A 23,418-nucleotide genomic window follows, 5' to 3' on the forward strand; every position below is an offset into this window, starting at 1 on the left:
GCTTTGCACCGCCGTCACACTGCGTCCATACGTCGTACCCCGGCCGGCCCCGGGCGGGAACCGGACCCTCCGGGCGGATTGGCGGGAGCGAACCGGTGGGTGCGCGGCCGTGCGGGCCCCGGGCGCCGGCTACGATGGGCCAGCCGGTGGCCGTGGTGGCCGTGCGGCCCAGCGACCCTCCGGGAAGGCCATGCTGAACAAGTACGCGCGTGCATTCTTCACGCGTGTTCTCACGCCGTTCGCCGCGTTTCTCCTCCGTCGGGGGGTGAGCCCCGACGCGGTCACCCTGATCGGCACCGCCGGCGTGGTGGCCGGAGCGCTGGTCTTCTTCCCCAGGGGCGAGTTCTTCTGGGGCACGATCACCATCACCCTCTTCGTGTTCTCCGACCTGGTGGACGGGAACATGGCCCGCCAGGCCGGCGTCTCCAGCCGGTGGGGCGCGTTCCTCGACTCCACCCTCGACCGGGTGGCGGACGCGGCGATCTTCGGCGGGCTCGCGCTCTGGTACGCGGGCTCCGGGCACGACAACGTCCTCTGCGCGGTGGCGATCTTCTGCCTGGCCAGTGGCCAGGTGGTCTCCTACACCAAGGCCCGCGGCGAGTCGATCGGGCTCCCGGTCGCCGTGAACGGGCTCATCGAGCGGGCCGAGCGGCTGGTGATCTCCCTCGTCGCGGCGGGCCTGTCCGGCCTCCAGACCTTCGGGGTGCCCTCGTGGATCGGCGTCCTGCTGCCGATCGCGCTGTGGGTCGTCGCCGTCGGATCGCTCGTCACCCTGATCCAGCGGGTGGTCACCGTACGCCGTGAGGCGGCCGAGGCGGACGCCGCCGAGGCGGCTGCCGGACCCCAGTCCTCCACCGAGAGCGGTACCACCTGATGGGCACGGCGCAGGACAAGCTGGTCGACGGTCTCTACGGGCTCGGCTGGGCGGGGGTGAAGAAGCTCCCCGAGCCGGCCGCGGTCGCCCTCGGCCGCAGGATCGCGGACGTGGTCTGGAAGCGCCGGGGCAAGAGCGTGCTCCGCCTGGAGTCCAACCTGGCCAGGGTGGTCCCGGACGCCTCACCCGAGCGGCTGCGGGAACTCTCCAAGGCGGGCATGCGCTCGTACATGCGCTACTGGATGGAATCGTTCCGGCTGCCGACGATGAACCCGGAACGCTTCGGCAAGGAAGTCCTGTTCCAGGACGAGCACCTGCTGCGCGAAGCCCTCGCCAGTGGGCGCGGGGTCGTCGTCGCCCTGCCCCACCTGGCCAACTGGGACCTCGCCGGGGCCTGGGCCATCGGCCACATCGGCGTCCCGTTCACCACCGTCGCCGAACGCCTCAAGCCCGAGTCCCTCTACGACCGCTTCGTGGCGTACCGCGAGAGCCTCGGCATGGAGGTCCTGCCGCACAGCGGCGGCGCCGCCTTCGGCACCCTGGCCCGCCGGCTGCGCTCCGGCGGCCTCGTATGCCTCGTCGCGGACCGGGACCTGTCGTCCTCCGGCGTCGAGGTGGACTTCTTCGGCGCCACCGCCCGCATGCCCGCCGGGCCCGCCCTGCTGGCCCAGCAGACGGGGGCGGTGCTGCTCCCGGCGACCCTGCACTACGGGGACACGCCGACGATGTACGGCCGGATCCACCCCGAGGTCCCGGTGCCGGGGACCGGGACGCGGATCGAGAAGACCGCCACGATGACGCAGGCCGTCGCCGACGCCTTCGCCGAGGGCATCGCCGAACACCCGCAGGACTGGCACATGCTGCAACGGCTGTGGCTGGACGACCTGGAGGAGCGCCCGTAGTGAAGATCGGCATCGTGTGCCCGTACTCGTGGGACGTCCCGGGCGGCGTCCAGTTCCACATTCGTGACCTGGCGGAACACCTGATCCGCCTCGGCCACGAGGTGTCGGTGCTGGCCCCGGCCGACGACGAGACCCCCCTGCCGCCCTACGTGGTCTCGGCGGGACGGGCGGTGCCGGTGCCCTACAACGGGTCCGTCGCCCGACTGAACTTCGGCTTCCTCTCCGCGGCCCGCGTCCGACGTTGGCTGCACGACGGGGTGTTCGACGTCATCCACATCCACGAGCCGGCCTCCCCCTCGCTGGGGCTGCTGTCCTGCTGGGCCGCCCAGGGGCCGATCGTGGCCACCTTCCACACCTCCAACCCGCGCTCCCGCGCCATGATCGCCGCGTACCCGATCCTCCAGCCGGCCCTGGAGAAGATCAGCGCGCGGATCGCGGTCAGCGAGTACGCCCGGCGCACCCTCGTGGAGCACCTGGGCGGGGACGCCGTCGTCATCCCGAACGGGGTGGACGTCGACTTCTTCGCCGACGCCGATCCCAAGGCGGAGTGGGGCGGGCAGACGCTCGGTTTCATCGGCCGCATCGACGAACCCCGCAAGGGCCTGCCCGTCCTCATGGACGCCTTCCCGCGGATCGTCGAGGCCTGCCCGGACGTGCGCCTGCTGGTCGCCGGCCGCGGTGACGAGGAGGAGGCGGTCGCCTCCCTGCCCGCGGAGCTGCGCTCCCGCGTGGAGTTCCTCGGCATGGTCTCCGACGAGGACAAGGCCCGCCTGCTGCGCAGCGTCGACGTCTACGTCGCCCCCAACACCGGCGGCGAGAGCTTCGGGATCATCCTCGTGGAGGCGCTGTCCGCCGGAGCCGCCGTGCTGGCCTCCGACCTCGACGCCTTCGCCCAGGTCCTGGACCAGGGCGCGGCGGGCGAACTCTTCGCGAACGAGGACTCCGCCTCCCTGGCCGCCGCGGCCGTCGCCCTGCTCCGTGACCCGGCCCGACGGGCCGAACTGAGCGCCCGCGGCTCCGCCCACGTACGGCGCTTCGACTGGTCGACGGTCGGCGCGGACATCCTCGCCGTCTACGAGACCGTCACCGACGGCGCGGCGGCGGTCGCCGCCGACGAGCGGGTGCCCCTGCGCACCCGACTGGGCTTCTCGCGGGACTCCGCGGGCTCCTGAGGTCCGCCCGCGCGGCCGGACGCCCCGGTCGCGCCCGGGGCGTCCCACGTGCCCCGTGGGCAGCGGTGAGCGGGCGCCGCGCCCGGAAGGGTAATGTCGCGGCCCGTGATCGAAAACCTTGTCTGGATCGCCGTGGCGCTGGGCGTCGTCGGTGTCTACCTCAGCTGGACCGCCGGCCGTCTCGACCGGCTGCACACGCGGATGGACGCCGCTCGGGCCGCACTCGACGCACAGCTCGTGCGGCGGGCCTCGGTGGTCGTGGAGGTGGCGACCTCCGGGGCGCTCGACCCCGCGTCCTCCCTCGTCCTGTACGAGGCCGCCCACGCCGCCCGGCAGGCCGAGGAGGAACACCGCGAGGTCGCCGAGAGCGAACTCAGCCAGGCCCTGCGCGCGGTGTTCGCCGACATCGATCAGGTCGAGGCGCTGAAGGCCGCGCCGGGCGGCGAGGCCGCCGCCGAGGAACTGGCGGCGGCGGTGCGCCGGGTGCCGATGGCGCGGCGGTTCCTCAACGACGCGGTCCGCGCGGCCCGCGCGCTGCGCCGGCACCGCAAGGTGCGCTGGTTCCGACTGGCGGGACACGCCCCGTTCCCGCTGGCCTTCGAAATGGACGACGAACCCCCGGCGGACCTCGCGGACCGGCCGTCCTAGAGCCGCGAGGGACAAATGGAGAGGCCACCGGCTCCACATTGGCCCTTGCCGTGGCCTGGTCGGTGGGGTTTTCTCGGTGGAGTAGCACCCGTCTTCCTTTCGAGTGAGGTCAACCCGTGAGCACGCTTCCCACCTCCCCCCAGTCCGCTGAGTCGGCCATCGGCACCTCCCGCGTCAAGCGCGGCATGGCCGAGCAGCTCAAGGGCGGTGTGATCATGGACGTGGTCAACGCCGAGCAGGCGAAGATCGCCGAGGACGCCGGCGCCGTCGCCGTCATGGCCCTGGAGCGGGTCCCCGCGGACATCCGCAAGGACGGCGGCGTGGCCCGCATGTCCGACCCGAACATGATCGAAGAGATCATCGAGGCCGTCTCGATCCCCGTCATGGCCAAGTCCCGCATCGGCCACTTCGTCGAGGCGCAGGTCCTGCAGTCCCTCGGCGTCGACTACATCGACGAGTCCGAGGTCCTGACCCCGGCCGACGAGGTCAACCACTCCGACAAGTGGGCGTTCACGACCCCCTTCGTGTGTGGCGCCACCAACCTGGGCGAGGCCCTGCGCCGCATCGCCGAGGGCGCGGCCATGATCCGTTCCAAGGGCGAGGCCGGTACCGGCAACGTCGTCGAGGCCGTCCGTCACCTGCGCCAGATCAAGAACGAGATCGCCCGCCTGCGCGGCTACGACAACAACGAGCTGTTCGCCGCCGCCAAGGAGCTGCGCGCCCCGTACGAGCTGGTCAAGGAGGTCGCCGAGCTCGGCAAGCTCCCGGTCGTGCTGTTCTCCGCCGGTGGCGTCGCCACCCCCGCCGACGCCGCGCTGATGCGCCAGCTCGGTGCCGAGGGCGTCTTCGTCGGCTCCGGCATCTTCAAGTCGGGCGACCCGGCCAAGCGCGCCGCCGCCATCGTGAAGGCCACCACCTTCTACGACGACCCGAAGATCATCGCGGACGCCTCCCGCAACCTGGGCGAGGCCATGGTCGGCATCAACTGCGACACCCTGCCCGAGGCCGAGCGCTACGCCAACCGCGGCTGGTAGTCACTGCCATGACCAACCCCGTGATTGGTGTCCTGGCTCTCCAGGGCGACGTACGGGAGCACCTGATCGCCCTGGCCGCGGCGGACGCCGTGGCCAGGCCGGTCCGGCGTCCCGAGGAGCTCGCCGAGGTCGACGCCCTGGTGATCCCCGGCGGCGAGTCCACGACCATGTCGAAGCTCGCCGTGCTGTTCGGCATGCTGGAGCCGCTGCGCGAGCGCGTGCGGGCCGGTATGCCCGTGTACGGCACCTGCGCCGGCATGATCATGCTCGCGGACAAGCTCCTGGACGGCCGTGACGACCAGGAGACGCTCGGCGGCATCGACATGATCGTGCGCCGCAACGCCTTCGGCCGGCAGAACGAGTCCTTCGAGGCGACGATCGACTTCGCGGGCATAGCGGGCGGCCCCGTCGAGGGCGTCTTCATCCGCGCCCCGTGGGTCGAGTCCGTCGGCGGCGCCGTCGAGGTGCTGGCCACGTACGAGGGCCACACCGTGGCCGTGCGGCAGGGCAACGTGCTGGCCACCTCGTTCCACCCCGAACTGACCGGCGACGACCGCGTCCACGCGTACTTCGTCGACATGGTGCGCGCGGGCTCGTAACGGCGTCCCGGTAGGATCTGAGGCGAACACTGTTGGTGACGCGAAGGAGACAGGCAGATGTCCGGCCACTCTAAATGGGCTACGACGAAGCACAAGAAGGCCGTGGTTGACGCCAAGCGCGGCAAGCTCTTCGCGAAGCTGATCAAGAACATCGAGGTCGCGGCCCGTATGGGCGGCGCCGACATCGATGGCAACCCGACCCTCTTCGACGCCATCCAGAAGGCCAAGAAGAGCTCGGTCCCGAACAAGAACATCGACTCCGCGGTCAAGCGCGGCGGCGGCCTGGAGGCCGGCGGCGCCGACTACGAGACGATCATGTACGAGGGCTACGGCCCCAACGGCGTCGCGGTGCTCATCGAGTGCCTCACCGACAACCGCAACCGTGCCGCCTCCGACGTCCGCGTCGCCATGACCCGCAACGGCGGCTCGATGGCCGACCCGGGCTCGGTCTCGTACCTGTTCAACCGCAAGGGCGTCGTGCTCCTGCCCAAGGGCGAGCTCTCCGAGGACGACGTCCTGGAGACGGTGCTGGAGGCGGGCGCCGAGGAGGTCAACGACCTCGGCGAGAGCTTCGAGATCATCAGCGAGGCCACCGACATGGTCGCGGTCCGCACCGCGCTGCAGGAGGCGGGCATCGACTACGACTCGGCCGACTCCAACTTCCTGCCGACCATGCAGGTCGAGCTGGACGAAGAGGGCGCGCGCAAGATCTTCAAGCTGATCGACGCGCTGGAGGACAGCGACGACGTGCAGAACGTCTTCGCCAACTTCGACGTCTCGGACGAGGTCATGGAGCAGGTCGACGCCTGACCGGGCACCAGCGACGGGCCGACGGGGACACACCCCGTCGGCCCGTCGCTTTGTCAGTGGCGCCCGCTAACCTGCACGGACGCGGACGGGTGAGCGAGGGAGGGGGACGCGGTGCGAGTGCTCGGTGTGGACCCGGGACTGACGCGGTGCGGCGTCGGCGTGGTCGAGGGCGTCGCCGGTCGCCCCCTGACCATGATCGGCGTCGGTGTCGTACGGACGCCGGCGGACGCCGAGCTGGGGAACCGGCTCGTCGCCATCGAACAGGGCATCGAGGAATGGCTCGACGCGCACCGGCCCGAGGTCGTCGCCGTGGAGCGGGTCTTCAGCCAGCACAACGTCAGCACCGTCATGGGCACCGCCCAGGCCAGCGCCGTCGCCATGCTGTGCGCCTCCCGGCGCGGCATCCCCGTCGCCCTGCACACCCCCAGCGAGGTCAAGGCCGCCGTCACCGGCACCGGCCGGGCCGACAAGGCACAGGTCGGCGCCATGGTGACCCGCCTGCTCCGGCTGGCCGAGCCGCCGAAGCCCGCCGACGCCGCCGACGCCCTCGCCCTCGCCATCTGTCACATCTGGCGGGCCCCCGCCCAGAACCGCCTCCAGCAGGCGGTCGCCCTGCACGCCTCGAAAGGCCGTACCCGATGATCGCCTTCGTCAGCGGCCCCGTCGCCGCCCTCGCCCCCACCCTGGCCGTCGTCGAGGTCGGGGGAGTGGGCATGGCCGTCCACTGCACGCCGAACACCATCGCCGCCCTGCGCGTCGGCGAGCCGGCCCGGCTGGCCACCTCCCTGGTCGTCCGGGAGGACTCCCTCACCCTGTACGGATTCGCCGATGACGACGAACGCCAGGTCTTCGAGCTCCTCCAGACCGCCAGCGGGGTCGGCCCCAGGCTCGCGCAGGCGATGCTCGGCGTGCACAGCCCCGACGCGCTGCGCCTGGCCGTCTCGACGGGCGACGAGAAGTCCCTGACGGCCGTGCCCGGCATCGGCAAGAAGGGCGCCCAGAAACTCCTCCTCGAACTCAAGGACAAACTGGGCTCCCCCCTGGGCACCGGCGGCCTCGTCGGAGCCCAGCGGGCCGCGGCCACCGGCCCCGCCCCCTGGAGCGAACAGCTCCAGGCCGCCCTGATCGGCCTCGGCTACGCCCCCCGAGACGCGGACGAGGCGGTCGGCGCCGTGACCCCGCAGGCCGAGGCCGCCATCGCCGCCGGCGGATCCGCCCCGGTCCCGCAGCTGCTGCGCGCGGCCCTCCAGTCCCTCAACCGCGCCCGCTGACCGACGCCGCGTACGACCGACCACCGCGCACAGAGAAGCCACAGCGCATACCGAGAAGGCAGAGCGACACCGTGAACTGGGACGACGAGACCACCGCCGAGGACGAGGCCCGCATCGTCGCCTCCGCCGCCGACGGGGAGGACACGGCGGTCGAGGCCGCCCTGCGCCCCAAGGACCTCGGCGAGTTCGTCGGTCAGGAGAAGGTCCGCCAGCAACTGGACCTCGTCCTCAAGGCGGCCAAGCAGCGCGGCGCCACCGCCGACCACGTCCTGCTCTCCGGCGCGCCCGGTCTCGGCAAGACCACCCTCTCCATGATCATCGCCGCCGAGATGGGCGCCCCGATCCGGATCACCTCCGGGCCCGCCATCCAGCACGCGGGCGACCTCGCCGCGATCCTCTCCTCCCTCCAGGAGGGCGAGGTCCTCTTCCTCGACGAGATCCACCGCATGTCCCGGCCCGCCGAGGAGATGCTGTACATGGCCATGGAGGACTTCCGCGTCGATGTGATCGTCGGCAAGGGCCCCGGAGCCACCGCCATCCCCCTCGAACTGCCGCCGTTCACCCTCGTGGGCGCCACCACCCGCGCCGGGCTGCTGCCCCCGCCGCTGCGCGACCGCTTCGGCTTCACCGGGCACATGGAGTTCTACGTCCCCGAGGAGCTGGAACGCGTCATCCACCGCTCCGCCCGCCTCCTCGACGTCGAGATCGACACCGCGGGCGCCGCCGAGATCGCCGGGCGCTCCCGCGGCACGCCCCGCATCGCCAACCGGCTCCTGCGCCGGGTCCGGGACTACGCACAGGTCAGGGCCGACGGAGTGATCACCCGGGACGTGGCCGAAACCGCCCTCCAGGTCTACGAGGTCGACGCGCGGGGCCTCGACCGGCTGGACCGGGCCGTGCTGGAGGCCCTGCTCAAGCTGTTCGGCGGCGGTCCCGTCGGGCTGTCGACCCTGGCGGTGGCCGTGGGGGAGGAGCGGGAGACGGTCGAGGAGGTCGCCGAGCCGTTCCTGGTCCGGGAGGGCCTGCTGGCCCGTACCCCGCGCGGTCGGGTCGCGACCCCCGCCGCATGGGCCCACCTGGGGCTCGTACCCCCGCAGCACGGGGTGAGTGGATCAAGCGGACAACAGGGCTTGTTCGGGGCCTGACGGCGCGGAGGTTCGCCCGGTCAGGAACTGCGGTGCCATGCTGGGCGTTGTTCCATCGGTGCGGACTCGCCTAGACTCCGCCGATGCCGACCCTTCGGGTCGGCGTGCCCACCCCCGTAGAAAAAGGCCGTCGTCCGTACGGTCGTGCGAAGGATCTTCGTCCCGTGAATCTCGTGACACTCCTCCCGTTCATCGTGCTCATCGGGGCCATGTTCCTGATGACCCGCTCCGCCAAGAAGAAGCAGCAGGCGGCCGCGCAGATGCGCAACGAAATGACGCCCGGCACCGGCGTCCGCACCATCGGTGGCATGTACGCCACGGTGAAGGAGATCGGTGAGGACACGGTCACCCTTGAGGTGGCTCCCGGTGTCCACGCGATCTACGCGAAGAACTCCATCGGCGCCGTCCTGGAGGACGAGGAGTACAACCGCATCGTCCACGGAATCAACGATGATCCGACGAACGACACGCCGGTCGTCCCGGACGACGCCTCCTCGCTGACCGAGGCCGACGCCCCGAAGACGGACCAGCCCAAGGCCGATCTGTCGAAGGACGCGTCCACCGACGCCCCGAAGCTCGACCTGGGCAAGAGCGACGAGCCCAAGGGCGACGAGCCGAAGGACGGCGAGCCCGGCGCCAAGTAGCACCGGGCCGGGAACCGCGGTGGCGCCCGACCGGCGACCGCCGCGGTACCCGCAGTGAACTTCTGCGGGGGGCAGGGGTCCCCACCACACATTTCGTGGCCGTCCGCGCGCTGACCCGGCGCGGGACGGTTGGACAGGGAGAAACGACAAGGTGGCAGCACCGAAGAAGGGCCGGCGGCCCACGGGGGCTCAGGGGAGGCCGGGGCGCGCCCTGGCCATCATCCTGATCGCGATGGTGGCGCTCACCGCGGGGATGTTCCTCTCGAAGCAGACGACTCCCCGCCTGGGCATCGACCTCGCGGGCGGTACGAGCATCACGCTCAAGGCGAAGAGCGAGCCCGGCAAGCCGAACGCCATCAACGAGACCAACATGAACACCGCGGTCGGCATCATCGACCGCCGTGTCAACGGTCTCGGCGTCTCGGAGGCCGAGGTCCAGACGCAGGGCACCGACCACATCATCGTGAACATCCCCAAGGGTGTGAACGAGCAGCAGGCGCGCGAGCAGGTCGGTACCACCGCGCAGCTCTACTTCCGTCCGGTGCTCGCCGTCGCCGACGGCGCCCCGATCGCCCCGGAGGCCACCCCGAGCGGCTCTCCGAGCCCCTCCGCGAGCGGTTCCGCGCCGCCGAAGGCCGAAGGCAGCGGCAAGCCGTCCGCCCAGGCCACCCCGTCGTCCAGCGCCACTTCCCAGGGCCGTGCGCTCAGCGAGGCCCTCAAGGCCCCCGACGCCCCCACCCCCTCGCCGTCCGCGAGCGGGTCGAAGAAGGCAGACGACAACAAGGCGACCCCCTCCGCCTCGGCTTCCGGTGCCCCCTCCGGGTCGCCGTCCGCGTCCCCCGACGCGAGCGCGCCGCCGGTGGACCCCGCGGTCGCCGACCTGCAGAAGAAGTTCGCGGCACTGGACTGCACCGACCCGGCCCAGCGCACCGCCGCCGGTCAGGGCGCCAAGCCCGAGGACTCGATGATCGCCTGCGGTCAGCGTGACACCCAGTGGTTCAAGTGGGTCCTCGGTCCGGCCCAGGTCGACGGTCAGGACGTCAAGGACGCCAAGGGCGTCGTCGACACGCAGCGCGGTGGCGGCTGGATCGTCCAGATGCAGTTCACCGACAAGGGCGCCGACAAGTTCGCCAAGATCACCGGCGAGCTGGCCACCAAGCAGTCCCCGCAGAACCAGTTCGCGATCGTCCTCGACGGCAAGGTCATCTCCGACCCCTCCGTCAGCCAGGCACTGACCGGCGGCAACGCCGAGATCTCCGGCGGCTTCACCCAGGAGAGCGCCCAGGACCTGGGCAACATGCTGTCCTACGGCGCCCTGCCCCTGTCCTTCCAGGAGGACAGCGTCACGACCGTCACCCCCGCGCTCGGCGGCGAGCAGCTGCGGGCCGGTCTCATCGCCGGCGCCATCGGCCTCGCCCTCGTGGTGATCTACCTGCTGGTCTACTACCGCGGCCTGGCCTTCATCGCGATCGTCAGCCTCCTGGTGTCCGCGGTGCTGACCTACACGATCATGTCGCTCCTCGGCAAGGGCATCGGCTTCGCCCTCAACCTGCCGGCGGTCTGCGGCGCCATCGTGGCCATCGGCATCACGGCGGACTCGTTCATCGTGTACTTCGAACGCATCCGGGACGAGATCCGCGAGGGCCGCACCCTGCGTCCGGCCGTCGAGCGCGCGTGGCCGCGCGCCCGGCGCACCATCCTGGTGTCGGACTTCGTGTCCTTCCTCGCCGCCGCGGTGCTGTTCATCGTCACGGTGGGCAAGGTCCAGGGCTTCGCCTTCACACTGGGTCTGACGACCCTGCTCGACGTGGTCGTGGTGTTCCTCTTCACCAAGCCGATCATGACGCTGCTGGCCCGTACGAAGTTCTTCTCCAGCGGTCACCCGTGGTCCGGGCTCGACCCCAAGCGGCTCGGTGCCAAGCCCCCGCTGCGCGGATCCCGCCGCACCGGTCCCGTACCCGCCCCCGTCGACGCAAAGGAGGCGTGAGAGATGTCGAAGCTGGGAGATCTCGGCGCCAGGCTGTACCGCGGTGAGGTCGGCTACGACTTCGTCGGCAAGCGCTTTCTCTGGTACGGCGTTTCCATCCTGATCACCATCACGGCGATCGTCGCCCTGGCCGTCCAGGGCCTCAACATGGGCATCGAGTTCAAGGGCGGCGCGGTCTTCACCACCCCGAAGACCACCGCCTCCGTCGCCCACGTGACCGAGGCCGCGGAGAAGATCTCCGGCCACGACGCGATCGTCCAGGAGCTCGGCTCCGGCGGCATGCGCGTCCAGATCTCCGGTCTGGACACCGCCGCCGCCGCCGACGTCAAGGGCAAGCTCGCCACCGACCTCAAGGTCAACGCGGCCGACATCAACGCCGACCTCGTGGGCCCGAGCTGGGGCGAGCAGATCGCCAACAAGGCCTGGACCGGCCTCGGCATCTTCATGATCCTCGTGGTGATCTACCTCGCGATCGCCTTCGAGTGGCGCATGGCCGTCGCCGCGCTGATCGCCCTGATCCACGACCTCACGATCACGGTCGGCGTGTACGCGCTGGTCGGGTTCGAGGTCACCCCGGGCACGGTCATCGGTCTGCTGACCATCCTCGGTTACTCCCTCTACGACACCGTCGTCGTCTTCGACGGTCTGAAGGAGGGCTCGAAGGACATCACGAAGCAGACCCGCTTCACCTTCAGCGAGATCGCCAACCGCAGCATCAACGGCACGCTGGTCCGCTCGATCAACACCACGGTCGTGGCCCTGCTCCCCGTCGCCGCCCTGCTGTTCATCGGTGGCGGGTTCCTGGGCGCGGGCATGCTCAACGACATCTCGTTGTCGCTGTTCGTCGGCCTCGCGGCCGGTGCGTACTCCTCGATCTTCATCGCGACCCCGCTGGTCGTGGACCTGAAGGAGCGCGAGCCGGCGATGAAGGCCCTCAAGAAGCGGGTCCTCGCCAAGCGCGCCGCCGCCGCGGCCAAGGGCGAGCCGGTCGACGGGGGCGAGGACGCGGAGTCCGGCGACTCCTCCGAGGCCGTCTCCGGCGGCAACGGGAGGCGGCGCCGGTGACCTCCTGTTCCCCCGAGGTCCGCGAGCTGCTGCTCAGTCGGATCAAGGACGTACCGGACTACCCGAAGCCGGGCGTGATGTTCAAGGACATCACCCCCCTGCTGGCCGACCCGAAGGCCTTCGCGGCCCTGACGGACGCCCTGGCGGAGCTGGCCGTCCGGTACGGCGCGACGAAGATCGTCGGCCTGGAGGCGCGCGGGTTCATCCTGGCCGCCCCGGTCGCCGTACAGGCGGGCATCGGCTTCGTGCCGGTCCGCAAGGCTGGCAAGCTGCCGGGCGCGACGCTCGCGCAGTCCTACGAGCTGGAGTACGGCACCGCGGAGATCGAGGTCCACGCGGAGGACCTCACCGCCGGTGACAAGGTCATGGTCATCGACGACGTCCTCGCCACCGGCGGCACCGCCGGAGCCTCGCTGGAGCTGATCCGGCGGGCCGGCGCGGAGGTCGCGGGCGTCGCCGTCCTGATGGAGCTGTCGTTCCTCCCGGGCCGGGCCCGGGTGACGGACGCCCTCGCGGGCGCCCCGCTGGACGCCCTGATCGTGGTCTGAGCCACGAGCTGCCCCACGGCAGCGCCCCGCAACACCTGCCGGAGCGGCGGGCCCCCGGAAACCTCCCGGAGCCCCCCCGCTTCCGTTCACCGCCCGGCGGCGGCCGCGAGGGCGGCGTCCCGAGGGACGGGCGCCGGGGAACGGGCCGGCGGAACCCTCGCTACCATGGGTTATCCGGACCTGACCGGGGCCCCGGATCCGCATGAGGAGCACTCTTGCCAGACGAGGTCCAGCCACTCTCCGCCGCGCAGCCCGACCCGCAGGCCGAGCCGGCCGCGGCGGCTGCCGCCACGCCCCCGCCTGCGCCGCCGGCCCCGCCGGTCAAGCCCGCTCCGGCGAAGCAGGCCGGGTCCTCCAACCGGGTGCGCGCCCGGCTCGCCCGCCTCGGGGTGCAGCGTTCCAACCCGTACAACCCGGTACTGGAACCGCTGCTCCGCATAGTCCGCAGCAACGACCCGAAGATCTCCACGGAGACCCTGCGCCAGATCGAGCAGGCCTACCAGGTCGCCGAACGCTGGCACCGGGGCCAGAAGCGCAAGAGCGGCGACCCGTACATCACCCACCCGCTCGCGGTGACCACCATCCTCGCCGAGCTCGGCATGGACCCCGCCACCCTCATGGCGGGCCTGCTGCACGACACCGTCGAGGACACCGAGTACGGACTGGAGCAGCTGCGCCGCGACTTCGGCGACGCCGTCGCCCTGCTCGTCGACGGCGTCACCAAGCTGGACCGGGTCAAGTTCGGCGAGGCCGCCCAGGCCGAGACCGTCCGCAAGATGGTCGTCGCCATGGCCAAGGACCCCCGGGTCCTGGTCATCAAGCTCGCCGACCGCCTGCACAACATGCGCACCATGCGGTACCTCAAGCGGGAGAAGCAGGAGAAGAAGGCCCGCGAGACCCTTGAGATCTACGCGCCGCTGGCCCACCGCCTCGGCATGAACACCATCAAGTGGGAACTGGAGGACCTCGCCTTCGCGATCCTCTACCCCAAGATGTACGACGAGATCGTGCGGCTGGTCGCCGAGCGCGCCCCCAAGCGCGACGAGTACCTCGCCGTCGTCACCGACGAGGTGATGACGGACCTGCGGGCCGCCCGCATCAAGGCCACGGTCACGGGACGCCCCAAGCACTACTACAGCGTCTACCAGAAGATGATCGTCCGCGGCCGTGACTTCGCGGAGATCTACGACCTGGTGGGCATCCGCGTCCTCGTGGACACCGTCCGGGACTGCTACGCGGCCCTCGGCACGGTGCACGCGCGCTGGAACCCGGTCCCCGGCCGGTTCAAGGACTACATCGCGATGCCCAAGTTCAACATGTACCAGTCGCTCCACACGACGGTCATCGGGCCCAGCGGCAAGCCGGTCGAACTGCAGATCCGCACCTTCGACATGCACCGTCGAGCCGAGTACGGCATCGCCGCGCACTGGAAGTACAAGCAGCAGACCGTCGCCGGCACCTCCAAGGTCCGCACCGACGTCCCGCAGGCGGCCAAGGGCAGCGCGGGCCAGGACACCGTCAACGACATGGCCTGGCTGCGGCAGTTGCTCGACTGGCAGAAGGAGACCGAGGACCCGGGCGAGTTCCTCGACTCGCTGCGCTTCGACCTCTCCCGCAACGAGGTCTTCGTCTTCACGCCCAAGGGCGACGTCATCGCGCTGCCCGCCGGCGCGACCTCCGTGGACTTCGCGTACGCCGTCCACACCGAGGTCGGTCACCGGACGATAGGGGCGCGGGTCAACGGGCGGCTGGTACCGCTCGAATCGACCCTCGACAACGGAGACCTGGTCGAGGTCTTCACCTCCAAGGCCGAGGGCGCCGGCCCGTCCCGGGACTGGCTCGGTTTCGTCAAGTCGCCCCGGGCCCGGAACAAGATCCGCGGCTGGTTCTCCAAGGAGCGCCGCGACGAGGCCATCGAGCACGGCAAGGACGCCATCGCGCGGGCCATGCGCAAGCAGAACCTGCCGATCCAACGCATCCTCACCGGCGACTCCCTCGTCACGCTCGCCCACGAGATGCGCTACCCCGACATCTCCTCCCTGTACGCGGCGATCGGCGAGGGCCACGTGGCCGCGCAGGGCGTCGTGCAGAAGCTGGTGCAGGCTCTCGGCGGCGAGGACGCGGCCAACGAGGACATCGAGGAGAGCATCCCGCCGGCCCGCGGCCGCAGCAAGCGGCGGGGCAACGCCGACCCCGGCGTGGTGGTCAAGGGCGTCGACGACGTGTGGGTCAAGCTGGCCCGCTGCTGCACCCCGGTGCCGGGCGACCCGATCATCGGCTTCGTCACCCGGGGCAGTGGCGTATCGGTTCACCGCGCGGACTGCGTCAACGTCGACTCCCTCTCCCAGCAGCCCGAGCGGATGCTGGAAGTGGAATGGGCGCCCACCCAGTCCTCCGTCTTCCTGGTCGCCATCCAGGTCGAGGCGCTGGACCGGTCCCGGCTGCTGTCCGACGTCACCCGCGTCCTGTCGGACCAGCACGTGAACATCCTCTCCGCGGCCGTGCAGACCTCGCGCGACCGGGTGGCGACCTCCCGGTTCACCTTCGAGATGGGCGACCCGAAACACCTGGGCCACGTCCTGAAGGCGGTCCGCGGGGTCGAGGGCGTGTACGACGTCTACCGGGTGACCTCGGCCCGCAGGCCGTAGCGCGCGGACATGACGGTGGGCGCCCCCCTCGGGGTGGCGCCCACCGTCATGTCCGGGCAGGTGGCGTCAAGCCGCCGATCAGGGGGAGCCGGGCCAGACGAAGTTGAGGTTGCCCCCGAAGAGCGCGGACACGGCCGTCGCCGATCCGACGATCCACAGCACCGTGCTCCGGCGGGCCCTCGCGAGGGCCAGGGCGAACGGGAACAGCAGTGGGAAGGCGGGCATGAGGAAGCGCATCTTCGAGAAGTAGAAGCCCGCGCCGCCCAGCGCCGTCAGCATGATCATGGCGGTGAAGATCCACACGACCATCGGGGGCCGGCGCCTCATGGTCATCACGACGAAGAGCACCACGGCCGTGACCAGGGTCAGCGAGACGACCATGTGGTTCAGGGAGAGGTCCAGCCGGGTGAACGTCTTCTTCAGCTCCGACAGGGTGTCGAGGCCCCCGTCGTAGGCGGAGCCCCACCGGCGCTGGAGCTCGAAGTACCCGTCCCAACGTCCGAAGTGCAGACCCACGTAGCCGACGTAGCCGAACCAGCCCAGCGGGGCGATCAGCGAGGCCACGACCATCCGCCCGACCGGCGGCCGTTGCGAGCGCCGGCCGCGCCGCCACTGCACGAACTCCCAGACCCCGGCCAACACCACCGCGGCGACGATCGCGGAACCGGAGGGGCGGGTCGCTCCCGCCGTGAAGGCGAGTACGCCCGCCGTCAGCCAGGACCTCGTCATCACCGCGTACATCGCCCACACCGCCAGGGCGAGGAACAGCGACTCGGTGTACGCCATCGACTGGACCAGGGCGGCCGGCACGATGGCGAACAGGGCGCAGGTGAACAGGGCGACGCGGCGGCCGTAGATCTTGTCGGTGACGGCGAAGACGCCCCACGCGGCGATGACCGAGGCGAGGAGCGCCAGGCCCATCGCCATCCAGTTCATGGGCAGCCCGGTGAGGTACGACGAGTACCGGATCAACATCGGGAAGACGGGGAAGAACGCCATCTGGCAGCTCGGCCCGCCCGCGAACTGGCACGTGGAGGGATCGGCGAGCGGCGTCGTCAGACCGTTCTCGGCGATGTGCAGGTAATAGGGCGCGTCCCAGCGGCCGCCCAGGATCTCCAGGGGCTGCACGCCCTTGCGCTCGGCCCAGACGGCCATGACGGCCAGTCCGACCGCCCGGAGTGCGATGTGGATCAGCAACGCCTTGCGGGCCCGCACGAGGCCGGCGAGTACGCGCCGTCCGACACCTCGGAGCCCGGAATCCCCCGGACCGCCGAGCGGCGGGGAGACGGGTACCGAGTCCGGGACTTCGGCGCGTATCTGGGTATGCGTCACATTCGATCCTGGTCGTCGCCCGATGAATGCCGCCGGCTGCGGCACCGCACAACGGTACACAGGGGTCAGGTGCTGCCAGTGCGCACCCTGTGGGGAAACCACATGACAAATCGGTGAACCGGGACGTGAGGACCGTCAAGCGGATGGGCATCACCGGACGATTCCGGTGATGCCCATCACTTCCGTACGCGACGGAGACCGCGGACTCAGCCGCCGAACTCCTCCAGGCCCTTCAGCGCCTGGTCCAGCAGGGCCTGCCGGCCCTCCAGCTCACGGGCCAGCTTGTCGGCCTTCGCGTTGTTGCCGGCCGCGCGCGCGGCGTCGACCTGCCCGCGCAGCTTGTCGACGGCCGCCTGGAGCTGACCCGTCAGACCGGCGGCACGCGCCCGCGCCTCCGGGTTCGTCCGCCGCCACTCGCCTTCCTCGGCCTCCTGGATGGCACGCTCGACCGCGTGCATCCGACCCTCGACCTTGGGACGGGCGTCCCGCGGCACGTGGCCGATGGCCTCCCAACGCTCGTTCAGCGAGCGGAACGCGGCGCGGGCCGCCTTCAGGTCCGTCACCGGGACGAGCTTCTCCGCCTCGACGGTCAGCTCCTCCTTCAGCTTCAGGTTCTCGACCTGCTCGGCGTCCCGCTCGGCGAAGACCTCGCCGCGCGCCGCGAAGAACACGTCCTGCGCGCCGCGGAAGCGGTTCCACAGGTCGTCCTCGGACTCGCGCTGCGCCCGGCCGGCCGCCTTCCAACTGTCCATCAGCTCGCGGTAGCGGGCGGCCGTCGGACCCCAGTCCGTCGACTTCGACAGGGACTCGGCCTCCGCGACCAGCTTCTCCTTGGCCTTGCGCGCGTCCTCGCGCTGGGCGTCCAGAGCGGCGAAGTGCGCCTTGCGGCGCTTGGAGAAGGCGGACCGGGCGTGCGAGAAGCGGTGCCACAGCTCGTCGTCCGACTTGCGGTCCAGCCGCGGCAGACCCTTCCAGATGTCGACGAGGGCACGCAGCCGCTCGCCCGCCGAGCGCCACTGGTCGCTCTGCGCCAGCTGCTCGGCCTCGGTCACCAGGGCGTCCTTGGCCGCGCGGGCCTCGTCCGCCTGCTTGGCCTTCTGGACCTTGCGCTCCTCGCGCCGCGAGTCGACGGTCGACACCAGCTTGTCGAGCCGCACGCGCAGCGCCGCCAGGTCACCCACGGCGTGGTGCTCGTCCACCTGCGTCCGCAGGTGTTCGATGGCCGTCTGGGCGTCCTTGGCGGACAGATCGGTGGTCCGCACCCGCCGTTCGAGGAGGCCGATCTCGACCACCAGGCCCTCGTACTTGCGCTCGAAGTAGGCCAGGGCCTCCTCAGGGGTCCCCGCCTGCCACGAGCCGACGACCTGCTCGCCCTCGGAAGTACGCACGTACACGGTGCCGGTCTCGTCGACTCGGCCCCACGGGTCGCTGCTCACAGCGCCTCCTCCACCTGATGCCGTCGAGGGGGTTCGCCCCCCGGGCATCGTCCACAGTTTCCTGGGGCGGGCAGCGCCCGCCCTGCACAACGCCAACATAGGCGACCGCCGGGCCGGCTGTCCGCATCCCGCACGACGGAATATCGACGTACGGGGGACCCGCGGGAGGCGGGCCGGCCCGGCCCGACGGTCGCCGGACCGGTCAGTTCTTGGTGACCGTGCCCTTCTCGATGGTCACGGGGGTCTTCGGAGCGCCGTCCGGGGTCCCGGTGGCCGTACCCGCCTTCGCGACTTCCTCCAGGACCTTCACGCCGGCCGGGTCGATCCTGCCGAAGGGCGTGTACGTGGGAGCCAGCGGGCTGTCCTTGTAGACCAGGAAGAACTGGCTGCCGCCGCTCCCGGGCTGACCGGTGTTGGCCATCGCGACGGTGCCCGCCGGGTAGATGACCTGGCCCTGCTCGTTCGGCTTGCCCAGCGCGTCCAGGTTCTCGTCCGGGATGTTGTAGCCCGGGCCGCCGGAACCGGTGCCCTCGGGGTCACCGCACTGAAGGACGAAGATCCCGCCGGTCACCAGGCGGTGGCACTTCGTGTTGTCGAAGAAGCCCTTGTCGGCGAGCGCCTTGAACGAGTTCACGGTCTGCGGGGTCTTCGCCGCGTCCATCTCGAACTTGATCGCGCCCGCGCTCGTCTTCAGGTCGAACGTGTACTTCGCCTTGTCGTCGATCGCCATGGCCGGCGGCGACTGCTTGGGCGTGGGAGTGGGGGCGGCCGAGGGGGACGCGTCCGCGGCCGGCTCGACCGTCTTGTCCTCGCTGTCGAAGACACCGCCCGCGATGAGGCCCACCAGAGTGGCCACCACCACCGCGGCGGCCGCGCCGATCACGGCCAGCCGCTGCCTCGACTTGCGCCGGGCCGCGGCCCTGCGCTGCTGCTGGCGCTCGTACTTCTCCCTGGCGAGCTGTCGCCGACGCTGATCGCTCGTGACCACCGGGTCGTCTCCTTGTGCGTCTCTGGTACCGCTGTCCGGGCTGGGTTAGGCCGTACCGTATATGGGTTCGCTGTGTAATGAGCGGCGCCGGTAGGCTCTGAGCAGCAGATTCCGATCCGCTGCCTCCCGCCGGACGACGATTGAGGACGAACGTGCTGATTGCCGGGTTCCCCGCCGGGGCCTGGGGGACCAATTGCTACCTGGTCGCCCCCGCCGCGGGTGAGGAGTGCGTGATCATCGACCCGGGCCACCAAGCGGCCCAGGGCGTCGAGGAAACGCTGAAGAAGCATCGGCTCAAGCCCGTCGCGGTCGTCCTCACCCACGGCCACATCGACCACGTCGCCTCGGTGGTCCCGGTGTGCGGGGCGCACGACGTACCGGCCTGGATCCACCCCGAGGACCGCTACATGATGAGCGACCCGGAGAAGGCCCTCGGCCGTTCGATCGGGATGCCGCTCATGGGGGAGCTGACCGTGGGGGAGCCGGACGACGTCCGCGAGCTCAGCGACGGCAGCAGCCTGAGGCTCGCCGGGATGGAGTTCTCCGTGGCGCACGCGCCCGGGCATACCAAGGGGTCGGTGACCTTCAGGATGCCCGAGCTGGCCGACGTCCCGCCGGTCCTCTTCTCGGGTGACCTGCTCTTCGCCGGCTCCATCGGACGTACCGACCTGCCCGGCGGCTCCCACGCCGAGATCCTCGAATCGCTGGCCCGCGTGTGCCTGCCGCTCGACGACTCCACCGTGGTGCTGTCCGGCCACGGCCCCCAGACCACCATCGGCCGCGAGCGGACGACCAACCCGTACCTGCGGGAGGTCGCCGCCGGCCCGGCAGCGGACCCGAAAGCCGCTCCACGACGAGGAATGTGACGAGAGCTCCGTGAGCACCTTCAAGGCCCCCAAGGGCACGTACGACCTGATCCCGCCCCACTCGGCGAAGTACCTGGCGGTCCGCGAGGCCATCTCCGCCCCGCTGCGCACGGCCGGATACGGCTACATCGAGACCCCCGGCTTCGAGGACGTGAACCTGTTCGCGCGCGGTGTCGGGGAGTCCACCGACATCGTGACCAAGGAGATGTTCACCCTCACCACCAAGGGCGGTTCGAACCTCGCCCTGCGCCCGGAGGGCACCGCCTCCGTGCTCCGCGCGGCCCTGGAGGCCAGCCTGCACAAGCAGGGCAACCTGCCGGCGAAGCTCTGGTACTCGGGCTCGTACTACCGCTACGAACGCCCCCAGAAGGGCCGCTACCGCCACTTCTCGCAGGTCGGTGCCGAGGCGATCGGCGCCGAGGACCCGGCCCTCGACGCCGAGCTGATCATCCTGGCCGACCAGGCCTACCGAGGTCTGGGCCTGAGCAACTTCCGGATCCTGCTGAACTCGCTCGGCGACAAGGAGTGCCGTCCCGTCTACCGGGAGGCCCTCCAGTCGTTCCTGGGCGGACTGGACCTGGACGAGGAGACCGTCCGCCGCGCGGAGATCAACCCGCTGCGCGTCCTCGACGACAAGCGCCCCGAGGTCCAGAAGCAGCTGGTCGGCGCCCCCGCGCTGCGCGACTTCCTGTGCGACGCCTGCAAGGCCTACCACGAGGAGGTCCGGGCGCTGATCACGGCCGCGGGCGTGGCCTTCGAGGACGACGAGAAGCTCGTGCGCGGGCTCGACTACTACACGCGCACCACCTTCGAGTTCGTCCACGACGGGCTGGGCGCGCAGTCCGCGGTCGGCGGCGGGGGCCGCTACGACGGCCTGTCCGAGATGATCGGCGGACCGGCGCTGCCGTCCGTGGGCTGGGCGCTCGGCGTGGACCGCACGGTGCTCGCCCTGGAGGCCGAGGGCGTCGTCCTGGACATCCCGGCGGCCACGACGGTGTTCGCGGTGGCCCTGGGCGAGGCCAAGCCGACGGTGTTCGGGCTGGTGACGCAGCTGCGCAAGGAGGGCGTCGCCGCCGACATGTCGTACGGCGGCAAGGGCCTCAAGGGCGCCATGAAGGACGCGAACCGCAGCGGTGCCCGCTTCGCCGTCGTCGCGGGCGACCGCGACATCGCCGAGGGCGTCGTCCAGCTCAAGGACATGGAGTCCGGCGAACAGGGCCCGGTGGCCCTGACCGACCTGGTCGCCGAGGTCCGGGCCCGCCTGGCCTGACCGGCGACAGCCCGCCCACGGGGGCGGTACGGGGACCGGCCGTCCCCGTACCGCCCCCGCGTCCTTATCCCCATCGAACGGCCGACAGGTACCCCCGTACGGCACAATGGCCGGTGCTTGATGACCTTGCGGATGCGGAGCGGGCGGGTATGACGACAACAGGTGCGGGCACGGAAACCGACCCCCGGACGTTCGGCGGCAGCCGCGCCCTGGCGCTGCTGCTGGTGATCACGGGAGCCGCGGGCCTGCTCGCGGCCTGGGTGATCACGATCGACAAGTTCAAGCTGCTGGAGGACCCGAACTTCACCCCGGGCTGCAGCCTGAACCCGATCGTCTCCTGCGGCAACATCATGAAGAGCGACCAGGCGGCCGTGTTCGGCTTCCCGAACCCCATGCTCGGACTGGTCGCCTACGGCATCGTCGTCTGCGTCGGCATGAGCCTGCTCGCGGGGGCGCGCTTCCGCCCCTGGTACTGGCTGACCCTCAACGCGGGCACCCTCTTCGGTGTCGTGTTCTGCGCCTGGCTCACCTACCAGTCGCTGTACAACATCAACTCGCTCTGCCTGTGGTGCTGCCTCGCCTGGGTCGCCACGATCGTCATGTTCTGGTACGTCACCTCGCACAACGTGCGCCAGGGCCTGATTCCCGCCCCTGCCTGGCTGCGCGGCTTCCTCGACGAGTTCACCTGGGTGCTGCCCGTCCTGCACGTCGGGATCATCGGCATGCTGATCCTGACCCGCTGGTGGGACTTCTGGACCTCCTGAGCCACCCGGCCGGGACTGTCGGTGGCCTCGCATAGGCTTTCGGTGTGGAACCAGACCTCTTCACCGCCGCCGCCGAGGAACGCCGGGCGAACGACCCCTCGGCCTCGCCGCTGGCGGTCCGGATGCGCCCCCGCACCCTGGACGAGGTGGTCGGGCAGCAGCACCTGCTGAAGCCCGGCTCGCCGCTGCGCCGACTGGTGGGGGAGGGCGCCGGCGGCCCGGCCGGCGCCTCGTCGGTGATCCTCTGGGGGCCGCCCGGCATCGGCAAGACGACCCTCGCCTACGTGGTCAGCCAGGCGACGCAGAAGCGCTTCGTGGAACTCTCGGCGATCACGGCGGGCGTCAAGGAGGTCCGCGCGGTCATCGAGGGGGCCAAACGGGCCGCCGGCGGCTACGGCAAGGACACCGTCCTCTTCCTCGACGAGATCCACCGCTTCAGCAAGGCCCAGCAGGACTCCCTGCTCCCGGCCGTGGAGAACCGCTGGGTCACCCTGATCGCTGCGACCACGGAGAACCCGTACTTCTCGATCATCTCGCCCCTGCTGTCCCGCTCCCTGCTGCTCACCCTCGAACCCCTGACGGACGGGGACCTGAGCGCGCTGATGCGCCGCGCGCTGACCGAGGACCGTGGCCTCGACGGAGCCGTGACCCTGCCGGCGGACGCGGAGGCGCACCTGCTGCGCATCGCCGGCGGCGACGCCCGCCGGGCGCTCACCGCCCTGGAGGCGGCGGCCGGCTCGGCCATCGCCAAGGGCGAGGGCGAGATCACCCTGCAGACCGTCGAGGAGGCGGTGGACCGCGCGGCCGTCCGGTACGACAAGGACGGCGACCAGCACTACGACGTGGCGAGCGCGCTGATCAAATCGATCCGCGGCTCCGACGTGGACGCGGCGTTGCACTACCTGGCCCGGATGATCGACGCGGGGGAGGACCCCCGGTTCATCGCCCGCCGCCTGATGATCTCCGCGAGCGAGGACATCGGACTGGCCGACCCGACGGCCCTGCCGCTCGCCGTCGCGGCGGCCCAGGCCGTCGCCATGATCGGCTTCCCGGAGGCGGCGCTCACCCTGTCGCACGCCACCATCGCCCTGGCGCTCGCCCCCAAGTCGAACACCGCCACCACCGCCATCGGCGCCGCGCTGGCCGACGTACGGGCCGGACTGGCGGGCACGGTGCCGCCGCACCTGCGCGACGGGCACTACAAGGGGGCGGCCAAACTGGGCCACGCCCAGGGGTACGTCTATCCGCACGACGTGCCGGGCGCCATCGCGGCGCAGCAGTACGCCCCGGACGAGATCCACGGCAAGCGGTACTACGAGCCGACCCGCTACGGAGCCGAGGCCAGGTACGCGGACGTGGTGGACAAGGTGCGGGAGCGGCTGCGCGGCGGGTCCTGACGTCGGGCGTCGCGCGCC

22 protein-coding genes are annotated in these 23,418 nt (G+C 70.9%); 19 read left to right on the forward strand and 3 right to left on the reverse strand.

Annotated elements, in window-relative coordinates; all coding sequences use genetic code 11:
- Positions 1-190 precede the first annotated feature (190 nt).
- From pgsA to ACZ58N_RS26815, 15 genes are all read left to right on the forward strand, one after another.
- Positions 191-874, forward strand: a complete 684-nt coding sequence (gene pgsA, locus ACZ58N_RS26745; protein ID WP_471164657.1) for a phosphatidylinositol phosphate synthase — start codon at positions 191-193, stop codon at positions 872-874.
- On the forward strand, positions 874-1,776 hold the full coding sequence (locus ACZ58N_RS26750; RefSeq protein WP_471164658.1) for a phosphatidylinositol mannoside acyltransferase: 903 nt from the start codon (positions 874-876) through the stop codon (positions 1,774-1,776). Before pgsA ends, ACZ58N_RS26750 begins: the two co-directional genes overlap by 1 nt.
- Positions 1,776-2,948: a glycosyltransferase family 4 protein gene (locus ACZ58N_RS26755; protein ID WP_471164660.1), complete on the forward strand. Its 1,173-nt coding sequence runs from the start codon at positions 1,776-1,778 to the stop codon at positions 2,946-2,948. Before ACZ58N_RS26750 ends, ACZ58N_RS26755 begins: the two co-directional genes overlap by 1 nt.
- 93 nt (positions 2,949-3,041) lie before the next feature.
- Positions 3,042-3,596: a hypothetical protein gene (locus ACZ58N_RS26760; RefSeq protein ID WP_471164662.1), complete on the forward strand. Its 555-nt coding sequence runs from the start codon at positions 3,042-3,044 to the stop codon at positions 3,594-3,596.
- Positions 3,597-3,712: 116 nt separating this feature from the next.
- Complete coding sequence (pdxS, locus tag ACZ58N_RS26765; RefSeq protein WP_030706266.1) at positions 3,713-4,630, forward strand: pyridoxal 5'-phosphate synthase lyase subunit PdxS; 918 nt, start codon at positions 3,713-3,715, stop codon at positions 4,628-4,630.
- 8 nt (positions 4,631-4,638) lie between these two features.
- Positions 4,639-5,229: a pyridoxal 5'-phosphate synthase glutaminase subunit PdxT gene (gene pdxT, locus ACZ58N_RS26770; protein ID WP_471164664.1), complete on the forward strand. Its 591-nt coding sequence runs from the start codon at positions 4,639-4,641 to the stop codon at positions 5,227-5,229.
- A 57-nt stretch (positions 5,230-5,286) separates the two neighbouring features.
- Complete coding sequence (locus tag ACZ58N_RS26775) at positions 5,287-6,039, forward strand: YebC/PmpR family DNA-binding transcriptional regulator (protein WP_281205810.1); 753 nt, start codon at positions 5,287-5,289, stop codon at positions 6,037-6,039.
- A gap of 111 nt (positions 6,040-6,150) precedes the next feature.
- Positions 6,151-6,681: a crossover junction endodeoxyribonuclease RuvC gene (gene ruvC / locus ACZ58N_RS26780; RefSeq protein ID WP_471164667.1), complete on the forward strand. Its 531-nt coding sequence runs from the start codon at positions 6,151-6,153 to the stop codon at positions 6,679-6,681.
- Positions 6,678-7,310 (forward strand): Holliday junction branch migration protein RuvA, encoded by a 633-nt coding sequence (gene ruvA / locus ACZ58N_RS26785; RefSeq protein WP_471164669.1) that lies wholly within the window; start codon positions 6,678-6,680, stop codon positions 7,308-7,310. The genes ruvC and ruvA overlap by 4 nt, the downstream gene beginning before the upstream one ends.
- Before the next feature lie 71 nt (positions 7,311-7,381).
- Positions 7,382-8,455, forward strand: a complete 1,074-nt coding sequence (gene ruvB / locus ACZ58N_RS26790) for a Holliday junction branch migration DNA helicase RuvB (protein WP_471164671.1) — start codon at positions 7,382-7,384, stop codon at positions 8,453-8,455.
- A 164-nt stretch (positions 8,456-8,619) separates the two neighbouring features.
- Positions 8,620-9,099, forward strand: coding sequence for a preprotein translocase subunit YajC (yajC, locus tag ACZ58N_RS26795; protein ID WP_471164672.1), 480 nt, complete (start codon positions 8,620-8,622; stop codon positions 9,097-9,099).
- A 151-nt stretch (positions 9,100-9,250) separates the two neighbouring features.
- Entirely contained in the window at positions 9,251-11,086 is a 1,836-nt protein-coding gene (gene secD, locus ACZ58N_RS26800; protein ID WP_471164674.1) for a protein translocase subunit SecD, read from the forward strand.
- Between the two features lie 3 nt (positions 11,087-11,089).
- Positions 11,090-12,151: a protein translocase subunit SecF gene (gene secF / locus ACZ58N_RS26805; RefSeq protein ID WP_471164676.1), complete on the forward strand. Its 1,062-nt coding sequence runs from the start codon at positions 11,090-11,092 to the stop codon at positions 12,149-12,151.
- Positions 12,148-12,699, forward strand: a complete 552-nt coding sequence (locus tag ACZ58N_RS26810; RefSeq protein ID WP_471164678.1) for an adenine phosphoribosyltransferase — start codon at positions 12,148-12,150, stop codon at positions 12,697-12,699. Before secF ends, ACZ58N_RS26810 begins: the two co-directional genes overlap by 4 nt.
- Before the next feature lie 215 nt (positions 12,700-12,914).
- The gene (locus tag ACZ58N_RS26815; protein ID WP_389707050.1) at positions 12,915-15,347 is read left to right on the forward strand and encodes a RelA/SpoT family protein; all 2,433 of its coding nucleotides are present in this window, start codon (positions 12,915-12,917) and stop codon (positions 15,345-15,347) included.
- A 78-nt stretch (positions 15,348-15,425) separates the two neighbouring features.
- On the opposite strand, the gene ACZ58N_RS26820 is transcribed toward ACZ58N_RS26815, so the two are convergent.
- The 3 genes from ACZ58N_RS26820 to ACZ58N_RS26830 all read right to left on the reverse strand — a co-directional run bounded on the left by ACZ58N_RS26820 (position 15,426) and on the right by ACZ58N_RS26830 (position 19,103).
- On the reverse strand, positions 15,426-16,679 hold the full coding sequence (locus tag ACZ58N_RS26820) for a glycosyltransferase family 39 protein (RefSeq protein WP_471164682.1): 1,254 nt from the start codon (positions 16,677-16,679) through the stop codon (positions 15,426-15,428).
- A 206-nt stretch (positions 16,680-16,885) separates the two neighbouring features.
- The gene (locus ACZ58N_RS26825; RefSeq protein WP_471164684.1) at positions 16,886-18,115 is read right to left on the reverse strand and encodes a DUF349 domain-containing protein; all 1,230 of its coding nucleotides are present in this window, start codon (positions 18,113-18,115) and stop codon (positions 16,886-16,888) included.
- Positions 18,116-18,317: 202 nt separating this feature from the next.
- Positions 18,318-19,103: a peptidylprolyl isomerase gene (locus tag ACZ58N_RS26830; RefSeq protein ID WP_471164687.1), complete on the reverse strand. Its 786-nt coding sequence runs from the start codon at positions 19,101-19,103 to the stop codon at positions 18,318-18,320.
- A gap of 152 nt (positions 19,104-19,255) precedes the next feature.
- Here ACZ58N_RS26830 and ACZ58N_RS26835 point away from each other — a divergent pair, with 152 nt between their 5' ends.
- From ACZ58N_RS26835 to ACZ58N_RS26850, 4 genes are all read left to right on the forward strand, one after another.
- Positions 19,256-19,969, forward strand: coding sequence for an MBL fold metallo-hydrolase (locus ACZ58N_RS26835; protein WP_471164690.1), 714 nt, complete (start codon positions 19,256-19,258; stop codon positions 19,967-19,969).
- A 10-nt stretch (positions 19,970-19,979) separates the two neighbouring features.
- The gene (gene hisS / locus ACZ58N_RS26840) at positions 19,980-21,239 is read left to right on the forward strand and encodes a histidine--tRNA ligase (RefSeq protein WP_471164693.1); all 1,260 of its coding nucleotides are present in this window, start codon (positions 19,980-19,982) and stop codon (positions 21,237-21,239) included.
- Between the two features lie 149 nt (positions 21,240-21,388).
- Positions 21,389-22,003, forward strand: a complete 615-nt coding sequence (locus ACZ58N_RS26845) for a vitamin K epoxide reductase family protein (protein WP_471164695.1) — start codon at positions 21,389-21,391, stop codon at positions 22,001-22,003.
- 44 nt (positions 22,004-22,047) lie between these two features.
- Positions 22,048-23,400: a replication-associated recombination protein A gene (locus ACZ58N_RS26850; protein WP_471164697.1), complete on the forward strand. Its 1,353-nt coding sequence runs from the start codon at positions 22,048-22,050 to the stop codon at positions 23,398-23,400.
- The last annotated feature ends 18 nt before the right edge of the window (positions 23,401-23,418 follow it).

This window comes from Streptomyces sp. NPDC040432 (assembly GCF_055595445.1).

Bases quoted from the DNA above. Each gene is read 5' to 3' on its own strand.
- ACZ58N_RS26760 (WP_471164662.1), top strand. From the start codon at position 3,042: ATGTCGCGGCCCGTGATCGAAAACCTTGTCTGGATCGCCGTGGCGCTG.
- ACZ58N_RS26750 (WP_471164658.1), top strand. From the start codon at position 874: ATGGGCACGGCGCAGGACAAGCTGGTCGACGGTCTCTACGGGCTCGGC.
- secF (WP_471164676.1), top strand. From the start codon at position 11,090: ATGTCGAAGCTGGGAGATCTCGGCGCCAGGCTGTACCGCGGTGAGGTC.
- ACZ58N_RS26845 (WP_471164695.1), top strand. From the start codon at position 21,389: ATGACGACAACAGGTGCGGGCACGGAAACCGACCCCCGGACGTTCGGC.
- pdxT (WP_471164664.1), top strand. From the start codon at position 4,639: ATGACCAACCCCGTGATTGGTGTCCTGGCTCTCCAGGGCGACGTACGG.
- ruvA (WP_471164669.1), top strand. From the start codon at position 6,678: ATGATCGCCTTCGTCAGCGGCCCCGTCGCCGCCCTCGCCCCCACCCTG.
- ACZ58N_RS26775 (WP_281205810.1), top strand. From the start codon at position 5,287: ATGTCCGGCCACTCTAAATGGGCTACGACGAAGCACAAGAAGGCCGTG.
- pgsA (WP_471164657.1), top strand. From the start codon at position 191: ATGCTGAACAAGTACGCGCGTGCATTCTTCACGCGTGTTCTCACGCCG.